Below are 18614 nucleotides of genomic sequence, written 5' to 3' on the forward strand. Positions count from 1 at the left end.
CATAGAATGGACAGATGACTCTCAGCGTTGCGCTCGGCCCCGACACACGGGAGAGCACCCAGACCGGAACAGTGACGTCCGGCGACGTGCTGACCGCCCCGGACATCCCGTGGAACCTCGTGATCTGGAACGATCCCGTGAACCTGATGAGCTACGTGAGCTACGTGTTCCGCAGCTATTTCGGCTACTCGGAGGCCAAAGCCAACAAGCTCATGATGGAGGTCCATAAGAAGGGCCGCTCGATCGTGGCGCACGGCAGCAAGGAACAGGTGGAGCAGCACGCCGTCGCCATGCATGGCTACGGCCTCTGGGCGACGGTGGAAAAAGCCACGGGGGGCAACGCGGGCGGTTCCGGCAAAGGCAAGGGAAAACGTGGCTAAGGCATTCAAGTACGGGCTCAAGGGCATCAGGGGCTATCTTGAGCCGGCGGAGCGGGAACTGCTGCGCAGCCTTTTTGACGACGTGATCTCCATGCTTGAGCCGGAGGAGCGCGCCAACGAGGACCCGCTGGCCGCCTTGGTCGGCCTGGACACCGAAGCCCGCGAACCCACGGACCGCGCCATGCGCCGGCTGCTGCCGAACGTGATGAAGAACGACGACGACGCCTCCCTTGAGTTCCGCCGGTACACCGAGCGGTCGCTGCGCGAAAACAAGATCGGGGCGCTGAAAGCGGCCGCCCTGAGCCTGGACCGGGACGACCTCGTCCTGACCCCGGCCGACGCCCGGCACTGGGCCACCGCGCTCAACGATGTCCGGCTGGTGCTGGCCGAACGCCTCGACATCCGTGACGACGCTGACGCGGACAACGTCCACCTCATGCAGGACTGGGCCCAGGCCGAGGACGTGGAAAGCTACCTGGCCCTCGTGTACAACTTCACCACCTGGCTGCAGGAGTCGCTGGTCCAGGCGATGGTGCACTCGCTCGATGCCCGGCGCTGAGCGCGAGCGTGTGACCCATGAGACACGAGTTGCTCACCACAATGTGATGGCCGCCCCGCAGGCGTTGTCCTATCCTCGAATAATTATGACTTCAGCATCGAGTATGGACCCGGCAGTGGCTGCTGCGGACTCCCCAGCCAGCAGCACCGCAACCGGCCCCACGGGACCCGAACCGGCATCAGCACTGGGCTCACGCCCCATTGGCGTCTTCGACTCCGGCGTCGGCGGCCTCACGGTGGCCCGGTCGATCATCGACCAGCTGCCCAATGAATCCATCCTGTATGTCGGCGACACCGCGCACGGGCCCTACGGCCCCCTTCCCATCGCCGAAGTCCGGGCAAACGCCCTCGGCGTCATGGACGAGCTCGTGGATTCCGGCGTGAAGCTGCTGACCATCGCCTGCAACTCCGCGTCCGCCGCCGTGCTGCGCGACGCCCGCGAACGGTACACGGCCCGGTACGGGATTCCCGTCATCGAAGTGATCCAGCCGGCCGTGCGGCGCGCCGTCGCGGCAACCCGCACGGGCCGGGTGGGCGTGATCGGGACCTCGGCCACGGTGGGCTCGCGCGCCTACGAGGACACCTTCGCCGCGGCCCCGGACCTGTCGATCACGTCAGTGGCATGCCCGGCATTCGTGCCGTACGTGGAGGCCGGGATCACCACGGGACCGGAACTGCTGGCCGTCGCCCGCGACTACCTGGCACCGCTCAAGGCCGCCGGGGTGGACACCGTGGTGCTCGGCTGCACCCACTACCCGCTGCTCACCGGCGTGATCTCGTTCGTCCTGGGCGAGGACGTCACGCTGGTCTCCAGCGCCGAGGAAACGGCCAAGGACGTCTACCGGGCTTTGGCCTCCCGGGGCCTTGAGCGCACTGACGCCGCGGCTCCTGAGCACAATTTCATTGCCACCGGTGACGCCGCCCAGTTCGAGCACCTCGCCCGGCGCTTCCTCGGCCCCGAGGTCCTCAGTGTCCGCCACGTGGACCACGTCGCGGCGCAGTACCCCACCGGCAGCCTCGCCCGGATCACCCCGGAGATGATCGCCGCCGCCCAGGCCGCCGCGGGCCGCCCGCGGATCTCCAACTTTGTGGGCGGATCCGCGGGCGGAGGAACACTGCTGTGAAGCTGACCATCGTGGGCTGTACCGGGTCCTTCCCGGGGCCGGGATCGCCGGCGTCGTGCTATCTGCTGACCGCCAACGACGGCGAGCGGAACTGGAAGATCGTCCTGGACCTCGGCAGCGGGGCGCTCGGCGCCATCCAGCGTTACACGGACCTGGAGGACATTGACGCGATCTTCCTCACGCACCTGCACCCGGACCACTGCATGGACCTGTGCGGGCTCCACGTCGCCGTGCGCTGGAAGCCGGGCGGCTGGGGGCGGGGCAGGATTCCGGTGTGGGGGCCCGCCGCCACGGCCGACCGGATGGCCACGGCCTACGGCCTGGACCTGGATCCGGGCATGCACGAGGAATTCGACTTCAGCAACTGGTCCGAGCGCAAGCCCGTGAGCATCGGCCCGTTCACGGTGACGCCCTACACGGTGAACCATCCGGTCGAGGAGGCCTACGCCCTCCGCGTGGAGGTCACCGAGCCTGCCAGGGCCGGCACGCCCGTGACCCGCATCCTGAGCTACTCCGGGGACACGGACTCCTGCGCGGGCCTTGAGGACGCAGCCCGCGACGCCGACCTTTTCCTGTGCGAGGCGGCGTTCGAGGAAGGCCGCGACGACGCGATCAAGGACGTGCACCTGACCGGCAAGCGGGCGGGGGAGGCGGCCGTCGCCGCCGGAGCGCGCCGGCTGCTGCTGACGCACATCCCCGTCTGGACGTCCCCAACCACCGTCATGGCCGAGGCCAAGAACGTCTTCGGCAAGGACGTGGCCGTCGCCGTCGCGGGTGTGCACTACACCGTCTAGCGCTATGTTGATGGCCGGCGCTGACCGCTGCGCTCACGGCGGACGCTGACCGCCGGCGCGGGCGGGGGCGGGTGAGTCGATAAGCTAAAGGCATGACTTCCCAAGCTCCCAGTGTCCCCGTCATCCGCGCCGACGGCCGTACTCCCGATCAGCTGCGCCCGATCAGCATCACGCGCGGCTGGTCCAAGCAGGCCGAAGGTTCGGCCCTGATCGAGTTCGGCAACACCAGGGTCCTGTGCACGGCCTCCCTGACCGAAGGCGTGCCACGCTGGCTCAAGGGCGAGGGCCGCGGCTGGGTCACCGCCGAATACGCCATGCTGCCCCGGGCCACGAACACCCGCTCCGACCGCGAGTCGGTCAAGGGCAAAATCGGCGGCCGCACCCACGAGATCTCCCGGCTGATTGGCCGCTCCCTGCGCTCCATCATCGACACCAAGGCCCTCGGCGAGATCACGATCGTGCTGGACTGCGATGTCCTGCAGGCCGACGGCGGTACCCGCACCGCGGCCATCACCGGCGCGTATGTGGCACTGGCAGACGCCATCCGGTTCGCCCGGGAGAAGAAGATGATCGCCCGCAACGCCGAGCCCCTGATCGACACGATCGCCGCGGTGTCCGTCGGCATCATCGACGGCGTCCCGATGCTCGATCTGCCCTATGTCGAAGACGTGCGCGCCGAGACCGACATGAACGTCGTGGTGACCGGCTCCGGAAAGTTCGTGGAAGTCCAGGGCACCGCCGAGGGCGCACCCTTCGACCGCGACGAGCTGAACAAGCTGCTGGACCTGGCGCTGCTGGGCACCGAGCAGCTCGCCGCCATCCAGCGCGACACCCTGGCGGAGGCCCCGTGACGGAGACGCCGTTCGCGGGCCGGCCGGCAGCTGACGGCCCGGCCCCGCGGCTGGTCCTCGCCACCCACAACAAAGGCAAGCTCCGGGAACTCCGCGAGCTGCTGCGCGGCCAGGTGCCCGGCCTCGACGTCGACACGCAGGTGGTGGACGCCGGCGCCGTCGGCGCCCCCGACGTCGCCGAGACCGGCGTGACCTTCGCCGAGAACTCGCTGCTGAAGGCGCGGGCCGTGGCCGAGGCCACGGGGCTCGTGGCGATCGCCGACGACTCCGGACTTTCCGTGGACGTGCTTGGCGGCGCGCCCGGGATTTTCTCGGCCCGCTGGGCCGGCCGGCACGGCGACGACGCCGCGAACCTGCAGTTGCTGCTCGCCCAGCTGGCCGACGTGCCGGATGAGTACCGCGGTGCCGCGTTTGTCTGCGCCGCGGCGCTGGCGGTGCCCGGGTCCTCGCCCGACGGCGGCCGGGAAGTCGTGGAGTACGGGCAGCTGGAAGGGACACTGCTGCGGGAGCCGCGCGGGGAGGGCGGCTTCGGCTACGACCCCGTGCTGCAGCCGAGCGGGCTGGACCGCAGCTGCGCCGAGCTCAGTTCCGAGGAGAAGAACGCCATCAGCCACCGTGGCCATGCGTTCCGGGCGCTCCTGCCGGCCATCGTCGAGGCCCTGGCCGGGAAGTAGCCGGCCCGCGTGGGCACGCCGGACGGTCCCGGGTCTTGGGCTACGGGGTCCTGCGCTCTTCTTCCGGCTCATGCTCTTCGATGAACTCATCCACGACGTCCGTGCCGTACTCCTCGGACTGCCGCCTGGCGATGGCGCCCCGGATGACCTCAATGGCGATCGGGATCACGGAAACCAGCACGATGGCGATGAAGATGATGTCCAGGTTGTCCTTGACCCACGGCACTTTGTCCCCCAGCAGGTAGCCGAGGAGCGTGACGCCGCCGCCCCACAGCACCGCACCGATCACGTTGTAGGTGAAGAACTTGCGCTTGCTCATCTGCGCGACGCCCACGATCACCGGGACGAAGGTGCGGATGATCGGAACGAACCGGGCCAGGATCAGGGCCTTGCCGCCGTGCTTTTCGAAGAAGGCGTGCGCGCTTTCCACGTTTTCACGCTTGAACAGCTTGGAATTCGGCTTGTTGAACAGGGCAGGTCCGGCCTTGGCCCCAATGAGGTAGCCCACCTGGTTGCCGATGATTGCGGCGACGATGATGAGCGCGGTCAGGACCCAGATGTTGACCTGGATGGTGCCGGTGGCGACGAGCAGCCCGGCGGTGAACAGCATGGAGTCCCCGGGCAGGAAAAAGCCGATCAACAGCCCGGTTTCGGCAAAGATGATGCCGCAGACAAGGAGGACCACCCACGGTGCGAAGGCCGGATTCGCCAGGAAAACCTGCGGGTTGAGCCAGTCGGGCAGGAAGGAGGCCAGCTGCGGCTGGACGGGGCCGGCGCCGCCAAGGGCGGACACGGCGAGGTCGCTCATTGCTATTACGTTCACCCGTTAAGGGTACTTGACGGCCGCCGGCCGGCCCCCGGGCCATTCCCGGTGCGGGAGGAGCCGCCAGCGGGCGGTAAAGTTGGGCCGTGGCTTTGGACTTTACGGCGATCGACTTTGAGACCGCGAACGGATTCCGCGGTTCACCGTGCGCAGTGGGCCTGAGCAAGGTCCGTGGCGGCGTCGTCGTAGAGGAAGCCTCCTGGCTCATGCGGCCGCCGGAAAACCATGACGCCTTCGATCACCACAACGTCCGGATCCACGGCATCCGGCCGGACCAGGTAGCGGGACTGCCACGGTTCGGTGAGTTGTTCCCGGAGATCGGCGCGTTCATCGGCGGCGACGTGCTGGCGGCCCACAATGCAGCGTTCGATCTCGGTGTGATCCGCTCCGGGCTGGAGGTGTCCGGGCTGGCCGGACCCGCCTACGACTACGTCTGCACGGTGATGTTGTCCCGGCGCTGCTACTCCCTGGTGTCTAATTCGCTGCCCTACGCCGCCGAGGAGGCAGGCGTCCCGCTAGTCAACCACCACGATGCCGCCGAGGACGCCCGGGCCTGCGCCGGCATCCTGATCGACATCGCCGCCCGCAACGGGGCGGCGAGCATCCGGGAACTCTATCTGTCGCTGGGTCTGGCGGTGTCGCACCAGCCGGCGTTCGACCCCCGGCACGACCCGCTGTCCAAGGCCACCCTGGCCGCGTTGGAGGCGCTCGCCGGGGGAAGTGCGGGCGCGCCCGTGGGCCGGCGGTTCGTGGCCGGGTGGCCGGAGGAAGGCCCCAACCCGGTGCCCAATGCCGCCGCCAGCCCAGACCATCCGCTGTTCGGCCAGACCGTCGTGTTCACCGGCGAACTGGCGATTCCCCGCCCCGTTGCCAAGGTCCGCTCCGCCGAGCTAGGTGCCAGGCCTGAAAGCCGGGTCACGGCCCGCACCACCGTCCTGGTGGTGGGCGACGGGTTTGTGGCCGCGGACCTGCGCTCCGGCCGGCTCACCGGCAAGGCGCGCCGCGTCCTGGAACTGCACGAACGCGGGCAGCGGATCGAGGTCTTGTCCGAGGGTGAATTCCTCCAGATGGTCGGCGGACACCTGGCCGCAGCAACTGCCTGAACCGGGCCCGCCTGAACCCGCAGTCACATGGCGCAACAATCATTCGGGCCACGGCGCGCCCGCTCGTAGCCTTGGCGGATGAGCAAACCCACGGATGCGCAGGCTCCCGCAGTGCCGTCGAAATCAGTGCCGTCGAAGCCAGTGCCGTCGAAATCAGTGCCGTCGACGCGCGGCATTGACTGGCGGAGGGTGTTCGCGTTCCCCAACCCGGTGAACGAATACGCCGCCCGCATCACCGCCGCCCTGGTGGTGGCGTTGTCCGCGGTGACCCTGCTGACCGGTTTCGGCTGGGGGCTCGCCGTCATCGCGGCTGGGTTCTGGCTGCGCGTGCTGTTCGGCCCCCGGATCTCGCCCCTGGCCCAGCTCTCGGTAAAGGTCCTGACGCCCTGGCTCGGCCGGACCCGCCTCGTTCCCGGTCCGCCAAAGCGATTCGCTCAGGGCATCGGTGCCGCCGTGTCGACGGCGGCCGCGTTGCTGCTGGCTGGGGGCCTCGAGCCTGCGGCGTGGGTCCTGCTCGCCGTGCTGATAGCCGCCGCGTCCCTTGAGGCGTTCGCCGGGTTCTGCCTCGGCTGCACCATTTTCGGCTTCTTGCAGCGCCGCGGGCTCATCCCCGCGGACGTCTGCGAGGCCTGCAACAACATCTCGCTCCGGGGCGCCTAGGATCCGCCGAAGCTACGCGCCGGTGACGCTGGAACCCGGCAGGCCTGGGATCCGGCAGGACTGGGACCCGGCAGGCCTGGGATCCGGCAGGCCTGGGACCCGGCAGGCCTGGGACCCGGCAGGCCTGGGACCCGGCAGGCCTGGGATCCGGCAGGCCTGGGATCCTCGAAGCTCGGCGCCGGTGAGTGCCGCCAGCCTCGACGCGAGTGAGTGCCGCCAGCCTCGACGCGAATACCGCGGATGATCTCCGACGCCTGAACCGCGCCCAGCCAGGGACGGACATGTCCCTCGGTGCGCTGCATGGTTGGCCGTCTTCGCGCTCCATGCCTTCACCCCGCCTCAACCGCATTCAGTCCATTCATACTCAGACTGATACCCCTGATTGGATAGCTCCTTGATTGGATAGCTCCTGGCCCTCATCTCCCACATGCCCTCCGGCGGTTCTGCCCCTGGACATGTTCTCGGGAGGCTCTGACGGCTGGACATAGTGGCAATATCTCCAGTCCTCGCCGCCGCGGATGGGCATGTACTGAGATGCGGCGGCCAGGGATGGACATGTCCCGCGCAGCGAGGGGGGACTGGGCATGTCCTGGTTTCGCGGCAGAGGCGGATGGACATGTTCCTCGCAGTGAGGCGCGACTGGGCATGTCTTGGTTACGAGGAAGGGGCAGATGGACATGTTCCTCGCAGCGAGGGGGGACTGGGTCTGTCCGGGGGAGCGCGGCAGCCTGGGATGGACATGCTCCTCGCAGTGAGGGGGCGGGGCATGTCCCGCGGAGAAGCCGGCCCAGGTAACGGCAGAAGGACGGTCCCGCGCTGCACGAATGCCGAAGGCCTAACGCCAGGCGCCTAGGATCCGCCGAAGCTACGCGCCGGTGACGGCCGCCAGCCTCGACGCCATGCCCCGGATGACCTCCGGCGCCTCGAGCGCCGCCAGCCAGTCTGCCGGCAGGCACCGCTCGCCGTAGTACGCCCCCAGGATGTTCCCGGCGATCGACGCCGTCGAGTCGCTGTCCCCACTGTGGTTCACGGCCACCGCAATGGCCGCACGGAAATGCGCCCGGGCATCGGCCTCGGCAGTGCCGGCGTCCGCCGTCGCCGTCTCCGGGACGGTGGCCAGCACGGCGTACAGTGCCACGGCCAGGGCTTCCTCGGCCACCCACCCCTCGCCGAGTTCGCTGACCAGGTCCTCGGGGCTGAGCACGTTTCCGCCGCCGGGCAGGTCACCGGCCAGCCGCAGGGCCGCCTCCAGCCGTGCCACAACATCCTGATCGGGATCTTCGCCCTTGCGCAGGATGCCGCCGCGCAGGTGCCCGAGGGCCGATTCCGCCGCTTCGCGCAAGCCGTGGCCGGAGGACAGGGCATGGATGACCAGGCTGAACACTCCTGCGCTCTGCCGTGCCGCGGGGTGCCCGTGCGTCAGGGACGCGGCATCGGCGCTGAGCTTATAGACCGTTTCGGGTTCGAGGTGGGGGATCAGGCCGAACGGGGCGGAGCGCATTACGGTGCCGCAGCCCTTCGCATCTGGATTGACCGGCCGCATCACGGTGCCCATCTCGCCCGTGGCGAGTCCGCTCAGGCAGGCGTTGCCGGGAGAACGTCGGTTCTTCAGGACAGCCTGGGCATCGATCCAGCGTGGCGGCTGGAATGGGGCCGACGCCGGCACCGAGACGCCCTGGGTGCCCAGCCAGCGCAGGTACGCGAGCCACAGGCACGCGTTGATGTCCGACGCCACGCCGTCGTTCGCCCATTCCAGCGCCTCAAGGAGGCCGTCGGCGGTGTACAGCGTCATTTGCGTGTCGTCCGAGAACGGGCTGCCGGCGTCGAGCGCGGCAAAATCCTGCAGGCCCGCGGGGCCGAACCGGGCGCGGATCGCGGAAATATCGTCGAACTCGACGGCGTAGCCCAGCGAATCACCGAGCGCACCGCCCAGCAGGCAGCCGTGGATGCGCGAGCCGTGGTTCGGGGCGGGGGAGTGCGGATCCCCGGGTGTCGGGGCGGGTGCGGGCGTGGTCCCGGGCTCGGTGCTCATGCCCTCAAATTTACCCGGCGCCGCCCCGCACTCTGCAATGCCGCCGACCCAACGCGGCGGACGCAATGCCGCGGACTCAAAGGGCGGCGGCGGATGCAGAACGCCGGTAGGGTGCTGGTAGGACCCGTCCAGCGGTCAGGCGAAGCAACCGCCGGCGGCGTATCCGTCCGGCAGCGGAGGAAACGAATGCGCGAACCAGCGTGGCGGAAGACCGGGACCACTCCCGACTACAGGTTCTCCCTGGCCAACGAGCGGACGTTCCTGGCCTGGATCAGGACATCGCTGGCCCTGATTGCCGGCGCCCTGGCGATTGACCAGCTGGCCCCGGAGATCGCGCCCGGACCCGTGCGGATCGTGTTGTGCGTCATCCTCGCATTCCTCGGCGCGGGCCTGGCGGCCCTGGCCTACCGCCGGTGGGGACTCATGGAAGCTGCCATGCGGAACAACAGGGAACTGCCGTTTTCTGCCGTGATGCTGGTGATGACGATCGGCGTCGCGGCCGCGGCCTTGGTCTTCGCCATCCTGGTCCTGGTGGCGCGGTGAGCCCTGAGGCGGCCCGGGATCTCGGGCTGCAGCCCGAGCGGACATCCCTGTCTTGGCGCCGGACCCTGCTGGGCCTCATCGTGGCGGACCTGCTCATATGGCGAAGCTGGGCGCTCGCGGGGTCCAGGGGCGGCGCTCCGGGTCCCGTCGACTATCTTGGCGTCTGCGCGCTTGCCGCCATGGCCGCGACCCTGGTCCTTGGCGTGTGCGTGCTGGTCCGCGGCCGGGAGCTCCGGCGGTCCAACGCCGCGCCGCCGGCCGCGCTCCTGCGCTGGGCCGCCGCCGCCGTCGTGGCCCTGGCCGCCAGCGCCGTGGCCGCGGTGGCCCTGGGGCACTGAGCACTAAGCACAGGGCACTGAGCACTAAGCACAGGCACAGGCATAGGCACCGGGCCGGCTCACCAAGCCGGGCACTCAGCCAGGATCCAGCCAACCTCCAGATTCCGCTGGCAGACTGCTGGCGGACCCATTCTCCGGGCGGTCGAGGCCGCACCCGGACCACCGCCCGGCGGCGGGCCAGCGACGCCGCAACTGCAGGCCCAGGGCGCGCCGCCACCAGCAAAGGAATCCTGACCATGACCCTGCTTGTGCCCGCCCGGGAATCCGTTGGCGTCCAGCCGACGGCCGCCAGCGACGTTCCGCCCCGACCCCGGCTCGTGGCCCGGCTGTCCGCTGAGGCGCTGGGGTCACTGATCGTCGTGGTCGCAGGCCTGGGCGTGCCGCTCTTCACCATTCCGCAGTCGAGCCCGCTGCCGGCCGCCTTGGCCGCCGGGCTGGCGCTGACGGCGGCGATGCTGGCCGTCGGGTACGTCTCCGGCGGCCACTTTAACCCCGCCGTCACCGTGGGCAACGTCATCGCCGGCCGGATCCGGCTGGCCGACGCCGCCGCGTACATCGGCGCCCAGCTCGTGGGTGCGGCGCTCGGGGCCGTTGCACTGTTCGGCGTCCTGCGCACCGTGCCGACGATCAACGACAGCCAGGGCGCATTCGCCACCGTGGCGGCCGGATTCGGCGAGCACTCGATCATCCAGGTGCCCATGGCCGGCGTCCTGCTCGTGGAGGTCCTCGGCACTGCCCTGCTCGTGGCCGTCTTCCTGGCCACGACGGCCAGCCGGAATCCCGCCAGGGCGGCTGCCCCCTTCGCGGTCGGCCTGACGACGGCGATGCTCCTGCAGTTGGGCCAGGCGCTCGGCAATGTTCCGTTCAACCCGGCCCGGGCCACGGCGTCGGCCATCTTCAGCGGCCCGGATGCGCTCGGGCAGCTGTGGCTGTTCTGGGTGGCGCCCGTGGTCGGTGCGGCCATCGCCGGGCTGGTTTTCCGCGGCTTCGCCCAGACCACTGTTCAGCCTGCGCAGACCACTGACCCGGCCGGCGCAGCGCTCACCGATGCAGCGCTCACCGGCGCAGACTTGGATGACGCGGACTTCGGTGACGCGGACTTCGGTGACGCGGAGCTGGCCGACGGCGTGGACGATGGCCAGAGGGCCGGCACCGGGCACAGGGGCAACGGGAAGGCCGCCGCCGCTGCCGCTTCGCCCGACCGCACCGACCGCGCCCTCGCCCAGGACGACGAGGCCCGCAGCTTCTTCGACCGCAAGGGTGAAAAGTAGCCACTTTCGACCACACTTAAGCTTCGTCACCCTCACGGGGTGGTGGCGCAAGAGTGTCGGTGCCAGCCGATACCGTAGGAATATGCGGTTATTGCACACCTCCGACTGGCACCTGGGCCGGTCCTTCCACGGCATCGGCATGCTGGACGCCCAGCGGGCCTTCATCGACCAGCTAGTGACCTTTGTCCGGGAAGAGAGCGTGGACGTCGTCCTCATCGCCGGGGACGTCTACGACCGCGCACTGCCGGGAGTCGACGTCGTCGGCCTGCTGGATGACGCCCTGGTGCGCCTTACCGGTGCGGGCGCCCAAGTTGTCCTTACCAGCGGCAACCACGACTCCGCCATCAGGCTGGGGTTCGCGTCGCGGCTGCTTGAGCGCGGGGGAGTGCACCTGCGCACGCGGCTGAACGAACTGGACCAGCCCGTACTCTTTCCCCTCGGGGACGACACGGTAGACGACGCCGGGCCGGTGCTGGCCATTTACGGCATCCCCTGGCTGGAGCCCCGGCTTGTCGCCGAGCAGCTGGGCGTCGAGACCGCGAGCCACTTCGAGGTCACACGCGCCGCCACCGAACGGATCCGTGCAGACGTGAGGCACCGGAGCGGGACCCGGACCGTCCATTCGGTGGTTCTGGCGCACACCTTTGCCAGCGGAGGCATCAGCTCTGACAGCGAACGGGATCTGAGCATCGGGGGCGTCGGGGCAGTCCCGCTGGATCTCTTCGACGGCTTTGGCTACACCGCACTGGGCCACCTGCATGGCCGGCAGGAGCTCTCCCCGGCGGTGCGCTATTCCGGCTCGCCGCTGGCGTACTCCTTCTCGGAAGCGAAGCACAGGAAGGGCAGCTGGCTCGTGGAGGTCGACGCCGAGGGAATCGGCGGGGTGCGCGAGGTGCACTGGGACGCGCCCCGGGCCCTCGCCGTGCTCCGCGGGAAGCTGGATGACCTCCTCGAGTCGGAGGACTTCGCCTGGGCCGAGGCCACCTACTGCCAAATCACTCTGACGGACGCTGCGCGCCCCGCCCAAGCGATGGACCGCCTGCGGGCACGGTTCCCCGACACCTTGGTGCTCGGCTTCGATCCCGATGGCCCCGGCGCGGCGCCGAGGGCCAGTTACAGCAGCAGGCTTGCCGAAGCCGAGGACGACCTCTCCGTCTGCTGCGGATTCCTCGATCACGTCCGCGGCCGGCCCGCTTCCGACGCCGAAGCAGCCGTTCTCGCCGAGGCGCTCGATGCCGTGCGCCTGGAAGGGGTATCCCTGTGAGGATCCACCGCCTGGAGATTTCCGCCTTCGGCCCGTTTGCCGGCACGGAGCGGATCGACTTCGACCGGCTTAGCGCACACGGTCTGTTCCTGCTCAACGGCGCCACCGGTGCGGGGAAGACCAGCGTCCTGGACGCCATCTGCTTCGCCCTCTATGGATCGGTTCCCGGAGCCCGGCAGGACGGGAAGCGGCTGCGCAGTGACCACGCTGAGACCGCCACCGAGCCCCGCGTCACCTGCGAGTTCTCGGCCAAGGGCCGGCATTTCGAAGTCTCCAGATCGCCCGCTTGGGACAAGCCGAGCGCCCGGGGCAAGAACGGCTTCACGGTCCAGCAGGCCAACACGCTGCTGCGCGAACGCATCGACGGCGCGTGGGTGGAGAAATCCGGCCGGAATGATGAGGCCGGGGCAGAAATCGCCGATGTCCTGGGCATGAACCGGGAACAGTTCACGCGCGTTGTCATGCTGCCGCAGGGCGACTTCGCGGCGTTCCTGCGCTCCAAGGCATCTGACCGCCTGGAACTCCTGCAGAGCCTTTTCGGCACCCAGCGCTTTGAAGCCGTGGAACAGGAACTGTCCCGGCAGGCGCAAACCGCCAAGGCGGAGGTCGCCAGCCTCAACACGAAGCTGGACCTGCTGCTGGCGCAGGCCGAGTCCGAAACCGCGGCCCTCGAACTCGACCCCGCCGGCGGCCCCGGCAGGGACGAGCCCGATGCCCTGCTGGCCTGGCTCGACGACGCTGCGGCAACCGCCGCGGAGGACCGGCGGAGCGCCGCCGCAGCAGCCGAGAAGCAGGCCGCTGAACATGCCTCCGCATTGGAGGCCGCAAACGCGCGGGCCAACCGCCACGCCAAACTTGCCGCCGCGGAACTGCGACGGATTGACGCCGAAGCCGCCGCCCCCGTCCTCGCGGGCAAAGCCGCCACCCTGGGACTGCACCGCCAAGCCGAAGTGCTTGGCGGCCAGCTGCGAGCCGTCGAAAGTGCCGCGGCAGCCGAGGACCTGGCAGGAGCGGCCCTGCTGGAGGCCGCGCGCCAGCTGCGGTCCGCGGCAGCGACGGACGCGGAGCTCGCCGGGCAGGACCTCATCGACGCAGGGACTGGGGACGCCGCCGGCGACGCCGCGGGCCCGCAGGCCCCGTTGGACAGCGCAGCCGTCCGAAGCACGCTCACACGGCTGCGGTCCCTGCACGCCGTGCTCATAGAACGTCTGCCCGACGAATCCCGGCTCATCGGACTCACTGACCGCGGCCGCCGGCTGCGCCAGCAGTTGCAGGAGCTGGAGACCGGGCGGCGGACCGGTGCCGCCGCCCTGGATTCCCTGCGCTCTGAGTCGGCGGCCCTGTCCGCCGGAATCCGCCCCCTCGAGGAACTGGCCGCGGAAGTCCAACTGCGCACCAAGGAGGCCACGGCAGCTGACGAACTCGTGACCATCGTTGGCCGCTTCCTCGCCGCCGAGGCCGAATGCTCGGCAATCGTGGAAGAGCACGCCGCGGCCCGGAACGTACACCAGGACCGGCGGCAGCACTGGCTGGACGTCCGTGAGCAACGGCTCACGAACGCCGCGGCCGAGCTCGCCACCCAACTCCTGGCCGGAGACCCATGTCCCGTCTGCGGCAGCCCGGAGCACCCGGCCCCGGCCCCCGCCGCAGCTTCCGCACTGGCCGTCGCCGAGGCTGAGAAGGCCGCGCAACTCGCGAGCGACATCGCGGAAGAAGCCTTCGCTGCCCTCGGGCGCGATCTCGCCGACGCCCACCAGAACGTCGCCGTCCTGGCGGCCCAGGGCGGCAGCACACCTCCCGGGGAAGCCCGCGCGGAGGCGGCCCTGGCCCGCGAACGGGCCGAGGACGCCAGCCGTGCCGCCACGGACCTTGCTGCCAGCCGGGCCCGGCTGGCAGAACTCGAGGCGGCCATCGCCGCCGCGGACCGGGCGCAGGCCGACGCCGCCTCCGGCATCGCCCAAACGCAATTCGCGATCGCCGAAATCGACAGACAGGCAGAGGCCCTGGAAGACGCCCTGGACAAGCTGCGCGCCGGGCACGCTACCCTCGAACAACGGACCGCCGCCCTGACGAAAACCGCAGCGGTCCTCGAGCACGCCGCCGCCGCGCAGTCGGCCCTCGAACAGGCCGCTGCACGCACTGCGGAGGCACGCCGGCAACTTGAGCAGGCCCTGCCGGCAGCCGGTTTCGGCACTGAAACCGCGGCGCGGGACGCGCTGCTGCCGACGCCCGTGGCAACAAGTCTCGAAACGGCCATCCGGGCGGGACAGGACGAAGCCGCCAGGATCCAGGAATTGTTCGCCGGAGAAGAGCTCGCCCTGGCAGCAGCCGAGCGGGCCGCCGGGGACCTCGTCAGCGACGCCGCCCTCGAGGAGCTCAGGACGGGGTCGGTGGCGGCCGACCGCAAGGCCCGGGAAGCCGTGCTGGCGGCCGGGCTGGCGGAAAACTCGCTCCGGACCCTCGGACGCATCGCCGGTGACTACGCGGAACTCGCCGCCGCCGGCAGGGAACCGCGGGACCGGGCCGCGCTGCTCGCCGCCGTGGCCGACGCCGCCAAGGGCGGAGGCGACAACACCTACCGCATGAGCTTGAACAGCTACGTCCTCGCCGCCCGGCTTGAGCAGGTGGCCGTCGCTGCCTCGGAACGCCTGATCGGCATGAGCGACGGCCGCTACACGCTGCAGCACACCGACGCCAAGGCCGCGCGCGGCGCAAAGTCAGGCCTCGGGCTGGAAGTCGTGGATGAGTGGACCGGCCAGCGCCGGGACACCGCCACGCTCTCAGGCGGCGAATCCTTCATGGCCTCACTGGCGCTGGCACTCGGGCTGGCAGACGTCGTGCAGCACGAGTCCGGCGGCGTGGACATCGAGACGCTCTTCGTGGACGAGGGCTTCGGCAGCCTCGACGAGCAGGCGCTGGAACAAGTCATGGACGCCCTCGAAGGCCTCCGCGACGGCGGCAGGGTGGTGGGGCTCGTGAGCCATGTGGCGGAAATGAAACAGCGCATTGGCACCCAGCTCCAGGTGGTCAAGGGCCGCAGCGGCTCCACCTTGCACATCAGCGACGACACCCGGGTCTGAGCCCCGTCCGGGCCGGCCGTCCCAGGCCAGCCGTCCGGGCATCAGCTATCATTGACGTGTTACCGGGTCGCGCGCATCGGGAGGAGGGACGATGCGCACTATTGAGCGAACCCGGAAACCATGAACCCTTCACCGTCTTCTCCGGCGTCTACTCTTGACGCCCCAATTTCGGCCGACGCCCTAATTTCGACTGCCGTCCTGCCGGCCCCCGCGCCGGCCAAGGGCGGCCGTTTCGCGCGGCTGCCGCAGCTCGCCGGCCGGAGCTTCATCCCGCTGGGGCTCTTCGCCCGCCTGCCGCTGGCCATGCTCACCGTCGGCGCCCTGACGCTCGTCACCTCCGTGACGGGCTCCTACGCCGTGGGTGGCGCCGCGGCCGGCGCCGTCGGCATCGGTTCCGCGCTGGGTGCTCCCGTCTTGGGCGTCCTCGCAGACCGGCTCGGCCAGCGCGGGGTGCTGCTCGTGTCCGCCATTGCCAACACCGTGGCCATCGTTGCCCTGATTCTCGCGGCTTACCTTATTGCCGGGGCGCAGGACCTTGCCGCCGCCGTCCCCGCGCTGACCGCGGCCTTCGTGGCCGGGGCAAGCTGCCCGCAGGTTGGTCCGCTGGCCCGGGTCCGCTGGATGGCGCTGACCTCCCGTACGTCCGGGCGCGGGGCGGCCGCGAACTCCGCGGACCTGGACACCGCGCTTTCCTATGAGAGCACCGCGGACGAGCTCACGTTCGTGCTCGGCCCGGCACTCGTTGGTATCCTCGCGAGCCTGCTCGCGCCGTGGCTGCCGCTGGCCCTGGCCGCGGCACTGACGGTTGTGCTCGTACCCGCCTTCGCCGTCCACCCCACGCACCACGCGGTGATCCGCACTGTACGGCGTCGGACCGCCGGACCGGCAGCCGGGCCGTCAGCCGGTTCGGCTCCCGCAGCGACGGGGGACCGGCGCCCGGACGCCCGCACGGTAGCCCAGCGGGCCGGAACCCTCACCGCCGTCGCCCTGCCCGTGCTGGCGATGGTGTGCATGGGCACGTTCTTCGGCTCCACCCAGGCATCCCTGAGTTCCTTCTCCGCCAGCTTCGCCACATCCGAGCTCGCCGGCCTGCTTTACGCTGCCATGGGACTGAGCTCTGCGGCTGCCGCCCTCTCGGTTGCATACTGGCCGCGCCGCCTCACGGTGAATGTCCGCTGGATTGCGTGCGCGGGGCTCATGGCCGGGCTCGCATCACTGCTGTTGCTGCCCACGACGGCGCTGCCCATGGTCCTTGTGCTGCTGGTCCTGGGCCTGCCCGTTGGCCCGCTCATGGTCACTGTTTTCGCCATCGGCGGCCTCGTGGCTCCGGCCGGAAAGCTCGGTACGGTCATGACGGCCCTGGCCAGCGGCATTGTCGCCGGCACGGCGCTCGGATCCTCCATCGCCGGACAGCTGGCCCAGAACTTCGGGTATTCGACGGCGTTCCTGGTTCCGGTGTGCGCCGCTGCGGCGCTGTTCCTGCTGGGAACGGCCGCCGCCGTCGTACTCCGGCAACGCGGAAGGACGACGGCGCCGGCCGCCTAAGCCCGCTCGCGGCAGGACGACGGCGCCGCGGGATAGGTGGGACACGCGCTTAGCCCAGCTGTGCCTCGATGCGCCGGGCCGCCTGCGTCAGGGCCCCGGCGACCTCGCCCGGATCCTGTGCGGCGCGGATATAGACGACGGCGAGGGCGGCCGGCCGGCCGCCCGGCACGCGCAGCGGCACCGCAATGGAGGTCACGCCCGGGATCACCTCGTCATGGCTGGCGGCAAAGCCGCGGCGCCGGGCCTCGGCCGCTTCGGCCCGGTACGGGATGCCCGGGACCAAGGCCCCCCACTCCTGTTCCGGGAAGGCGGACTGGATGGCGATGCCCGGGGCCCCGGCGCTGATGGGATGCCGCGACCCCGGGTGTTGCACCACCGCGGCGCCGCTGTGCCGCGGATCCACCGTCACCAACGTCACGCACTCTTCCCGGTCCCAGACCGCCACAAAGGCGCTCATGGTCAGGGTGTTGGCCAGCAGGGTCAGTTCCGGCAGGGCCGCCGACTGCAGGTTGCGGGAGACCCCGCGGGCCAGGACAGCGAGGCCCGGGCCGGGCTGGACGCGGCCGCCGTCGTCGCGCACCAGCAGCGAATGGTCCTCCAGGGTGCGCAGGATCCGGTAGGCCACGGAACGGTGGACGCCCAGGGCATCGGCGAGTTCGGCAATGGTGAGCGGCTGCTGCGCCTCGGCCAGGATCTCCAACGCCCTGATGCCGCGGGACAGCGTCTGGGACGGGGAAGCCTGGGCGGTGCCGGCGTTCGGGGTCATGGGGTCCATCCTAGGTGCGGGGTCGCTGGACGCCGGGCGTGCCGGGCAACCCTTGTGTTCCGGCTCACGGTCAGCTAGCGTTCTATATGGGAACTACTTGTTCGATTATAGAACACGTTCTGTCTCGAACACAGCCTGTCTCGAACGCAGTCTGTCGAGAATATAGCCGGTCCAGAACATAGCCCGTCCAGAACGCAGGTCACCCAAACCATAGCTGAGGAAGACCGCAACGAACGCAAGGGTTCAGTGATGATTGCCAAGCCACACGACCACGCCGGGGGTGTCCAGGGCCACGGCCCGCTGTCTGCCCCGCGGGCCAGCCACTTCCGGGGCAGCCTCGGCAGGTTTGCCACCGGCGTCGCGATCGTGACCTTCGACGGGGTAACCAAGCGCCACGGCATCACCGTCAACTCCTTCACCTCGGTCTCGATGGACCCGCCGCTGGTGCTGGTGAGCATCGCCCGCACTGCCAAGGCCCACGATGAACTCGCCGGCCGGCCCTTCACCGTGAATATCCTCGGCGCCGAGCAGCGGCACCTGGCCATGCACTTCGCCGGCCGTCCCGGCCCCGAGCCGCTGTGGGTGGAGGGGGACACCGCGCCGCGGCTGTCCAATGTCCTCGCCTATTTCGAATGCAAGCCCTGGGCGGCGTACGACGGCGGCGACCACACCCTGTATATCGGCGAGGTGGTGGACTTCAACTACCGCAACGGCGATGCCCTGGCCTTCGCCAACAGCACGTTCACCACCATCCCGGAAAGCCAGCTGGGAATGGAGGACCTGCTCTAGCGCCGCGCCGCATCCAATC

The 18614-nt window shown here is 69.9% G+C and carries 18 protein-coding genes; 15 read left to right on the top strand and 3 right to left on the bottom strand.

The annotated features are described in order from the left end of the window. Positions 1-14: 14 nt before the first annotated feature. The 6 genes from clpS (at position 15) to rdgB (ending at position 4381) form a co-directional block, all read left to right on the top strand. Positions 15-380: an ATP-dependent Clp protease adapter ClpS gene (gene clpS / locus BLQ10_RS06100; protein ID WP_091559570.1), complete on the top strand. Its 366-nt coding sequence runs from the start codon at positions 15-17 to the stop codon at positions 378-380. Then, positions 373-939 (top strand): DUF2017 domain-containing protein, encoded by a 567-nt coding sequence (locus tag BLQ10_RS06105; protein ID WP_091559572.1) that lies wholly within the window; start codon positions 373-375, stop codon positions 937-939. The genes clpS and BLQ10_RS06105 overlap by 8 nt, the downstream gene beginning before the upstream one ends. An 85-nt stretch (positions 940-1024) precedes the next feature. Next, on the top strand, positions 1025-2062 hold the full coding sequence (gene murI, locus BLQ10_RS06110; protein ID WP_254785413.1) for a glutamate racemase: 1038 nt from the start codon (positions 1025-1027) through the stop codon (positions 2060-2062). Beyond that, a complete protein-coding gene (locus BLQ10_RS06115) occupies positions 2059-2856 on the top strand; it encodes an MBL fold metallo-hydrolase (RefSeq protein ID WP_091559576.1) in 798 nt (265 codons plus the stop codon). The genes murI and BLQ10_RS06115 overlap by 4 nt, the downstream gene beginning before the upstream one ends. A gap of 92 nt (positions 2857-2948) precedes the next feature. Next, entirely contained in the window at positions 2949-3707 is a 759-nt protein-coding gene (gene rph, locus BLQ10_RS06120; RefSeq protein WP_090581458.1) for a ribonuclease PH, read from the top strand. Then, positions 3704-4381: an RdgB/HAM1 family non-canonical purine NTP pyrophosphatase gene (gene rdgB / locus BLQ10_RS06125; RefSeq protein ID WP_091559578.1), complete on the top strand. Its 678-nt coding sequence runs from the start codon at positions 3704-3706 to the stop codon at positions 4379-4381. Before rph ends, rdgB begins: the two co-directional genes overlap by 4 nt. A gap of 40 nt (positions 4382-4421) precedes the next feature. On the opposite strand, the gene BLQ10_RS06130 is transcribed toward rdgB, so the two are convergent. After that, on the bottom strand, positions 4422-5189 hold the full coding sequence (locus BLQ10_RS06130; RefSeq protein WP_091559580.1) for a VTT domain-containing protein: 768 nt from the start codon (positions 5187-5189) through the stop codon (positions 4422-4424). Positions 5190-5290: 101 nt separating this feature from the next. On the opposite strand from BLQ10_RS06130, the gene BLQ10_RS06135 reads away from it, so the two are divergent. Both BLQ10_RS06135 and BLQ10_RS06140 read left to right on the top strand, forming a co-directional pair. Beyond that, positions 5291-6307, top strand: a complete 1017-nt coding sequence (locus BLQ10_RS06135) for a 3'-5' exonuclease (protein ID WP_091559583.1) — start codon at positions 5291-5293, stop codon at positions 6305-6307. Positions 6308-6385: 78 nt separating this feature from the next. Next, the gene (locus BLQ10_RS06140) at positions 6386-6967 is read left to right on the top strand and encodes a DUF4395 domain-containing protein (RefSeq protein WP_254785414.1); all 582 of its coding nucleotides are present in this window, start codon (positions 6386-6388) and stop codon (positions 6965-6967) included. A gap of 865 nt (positions 6968-7832) precedes the next feature. On the opposite strand, the gene BLQ10_RS06145 is transcribed toward BLQ10_RS06140, so the two are convergent. Beyond that, positions 7833-8999 (bottom strand): ADP-ribosylglycohydrolase family protein, encoded by a 1167-nt coding sequence (locus tag BLQ10_RS06145; protein WP_091559586.1) that lies wholly within the window; start codon positions 8997-8999, stop codon positions 7833-7835. A gap of 186 nt (positions 9000-9185) precedes the next feature. Here BLQ10_RS06145 and BLQ10_RS06150 point away from each other — a divergent pair, with 186 nt between their 5' ends. From BLQ10_RS06150 to BLQ10_RS06175, 6 genes are all read left to right on the top strand, one after another. Next, positions 9186-9542: a YidH family protein gene (locus BLQ10_RS06150; RefSeq protein ID WP_091559587.1), complete on the top strand. Its 357-nt coding sequence runs from the start codon at positions 9186-9188 to the stop codon at positions 9540-9542. Continuing rightward, positions 9539-9880 (top strand): DUF202 domain-containing protein, encoded by a 342-nt coding sequence (locus tag BLQ10_RS06155; RefSeq protein WP_091559590.1) that lies wholly within the window; start codon positions 9539-9541, stop codon positions 9878-9880. The genes BLQ10_RS06150 and BLQ10_RS06155 overlap by 4 nt, the downstream gene beginning before the upstream one ends. A 236-nt stretch (positions 9881-10116) precedes the next feature. Beyond that, on the top strand, positions 10117-11151 hold the full coding sequence (locus BLQ10_RS06160) for an MIP/aquaporin family protein (RefSeq protein ID WP_091559591.1): 1035 nt from the start codon (positions 10117-10119) through the stop codon (positions 11149-11151). An 82-nt stretch (positions 11152-11233) separates the two neighbouring features. After that, on the top strand, positions 11234-12415 hold the full coding sequence (locus BLQ10_RS06165) for an exonuclease SbcCD subunit D (RefSeq protein ID WP_091559594.1): 1182 nt from the start codon (positions 11234-11236) through the stop codon (positions 12413-12415). Next, complete coding sequence (locus BLQ10_RS06170) at positions 12412-15495, top strand: AAA family ATPase (RefSeq protein ID WP_091559597.1); 3084 nt, start codon at positions 12412-12414, stop codon at positions 15493-15495. Before BLQ10_RS06165 ends, BLQ10_RS06170 begins: the two co-directional genes overlap by 4 nt. 120 nt (positions 15496-15615) lie before the next feature. Beyond that, positions 15616-17040, top strand: a complete 1425-nt coding sequence (locus BLQ10_RS06175; RefSeq protein ID WP_175558493.1) for an MFS transporter — start codon at positions 15616-15618, stop codon at positions 17038-17040. A gap of 49 nt (positions 17041-17089) precedes the next feature. Here the strand turns inward: BLQ10_RS06175 and BLQ10_RS06180 are convergent, their stop codons facing one another. Further along, positions 17090-17806 (bottom strand): IclR family transcriptional regulator, encoded by a 717-nt coding sequence (locus BLQ10_RS06180; RefSeq protein ID WP_091559598.1) that lies wholly within the window; start codon positions 17804-17806, stop codon positions 17090-17092. A gap of 249 nt (positions 17807-18055) precedes the next feature. On the opposite strand from BLQ10_RS06180, the gene BLQ10_RS06185 reads away from it, so the two are divergent. Further along, the gene (locus tag BLQ10_RS06185; RefSeq protein WP_091559601.1) at positions 18056-18595 is read left to right on the top strand and encodes a flavin reductase family protein; all 540 of its coding nucleotides are present in this window, start codon (positions 18056-18058) and stop codon (positions 18593-18595) included. The last annotated feature ends 19 nt before the right edge of the window (positions 18596-18614 follow it).

Source organism: Arthrobacter sp. ok362, assembly GCF_900102785.1.
GTDB lineage: Bacteria > Actinomycetota > Actinomycetes > Actinomycetales > Micrococcaceae > Arthrobacter.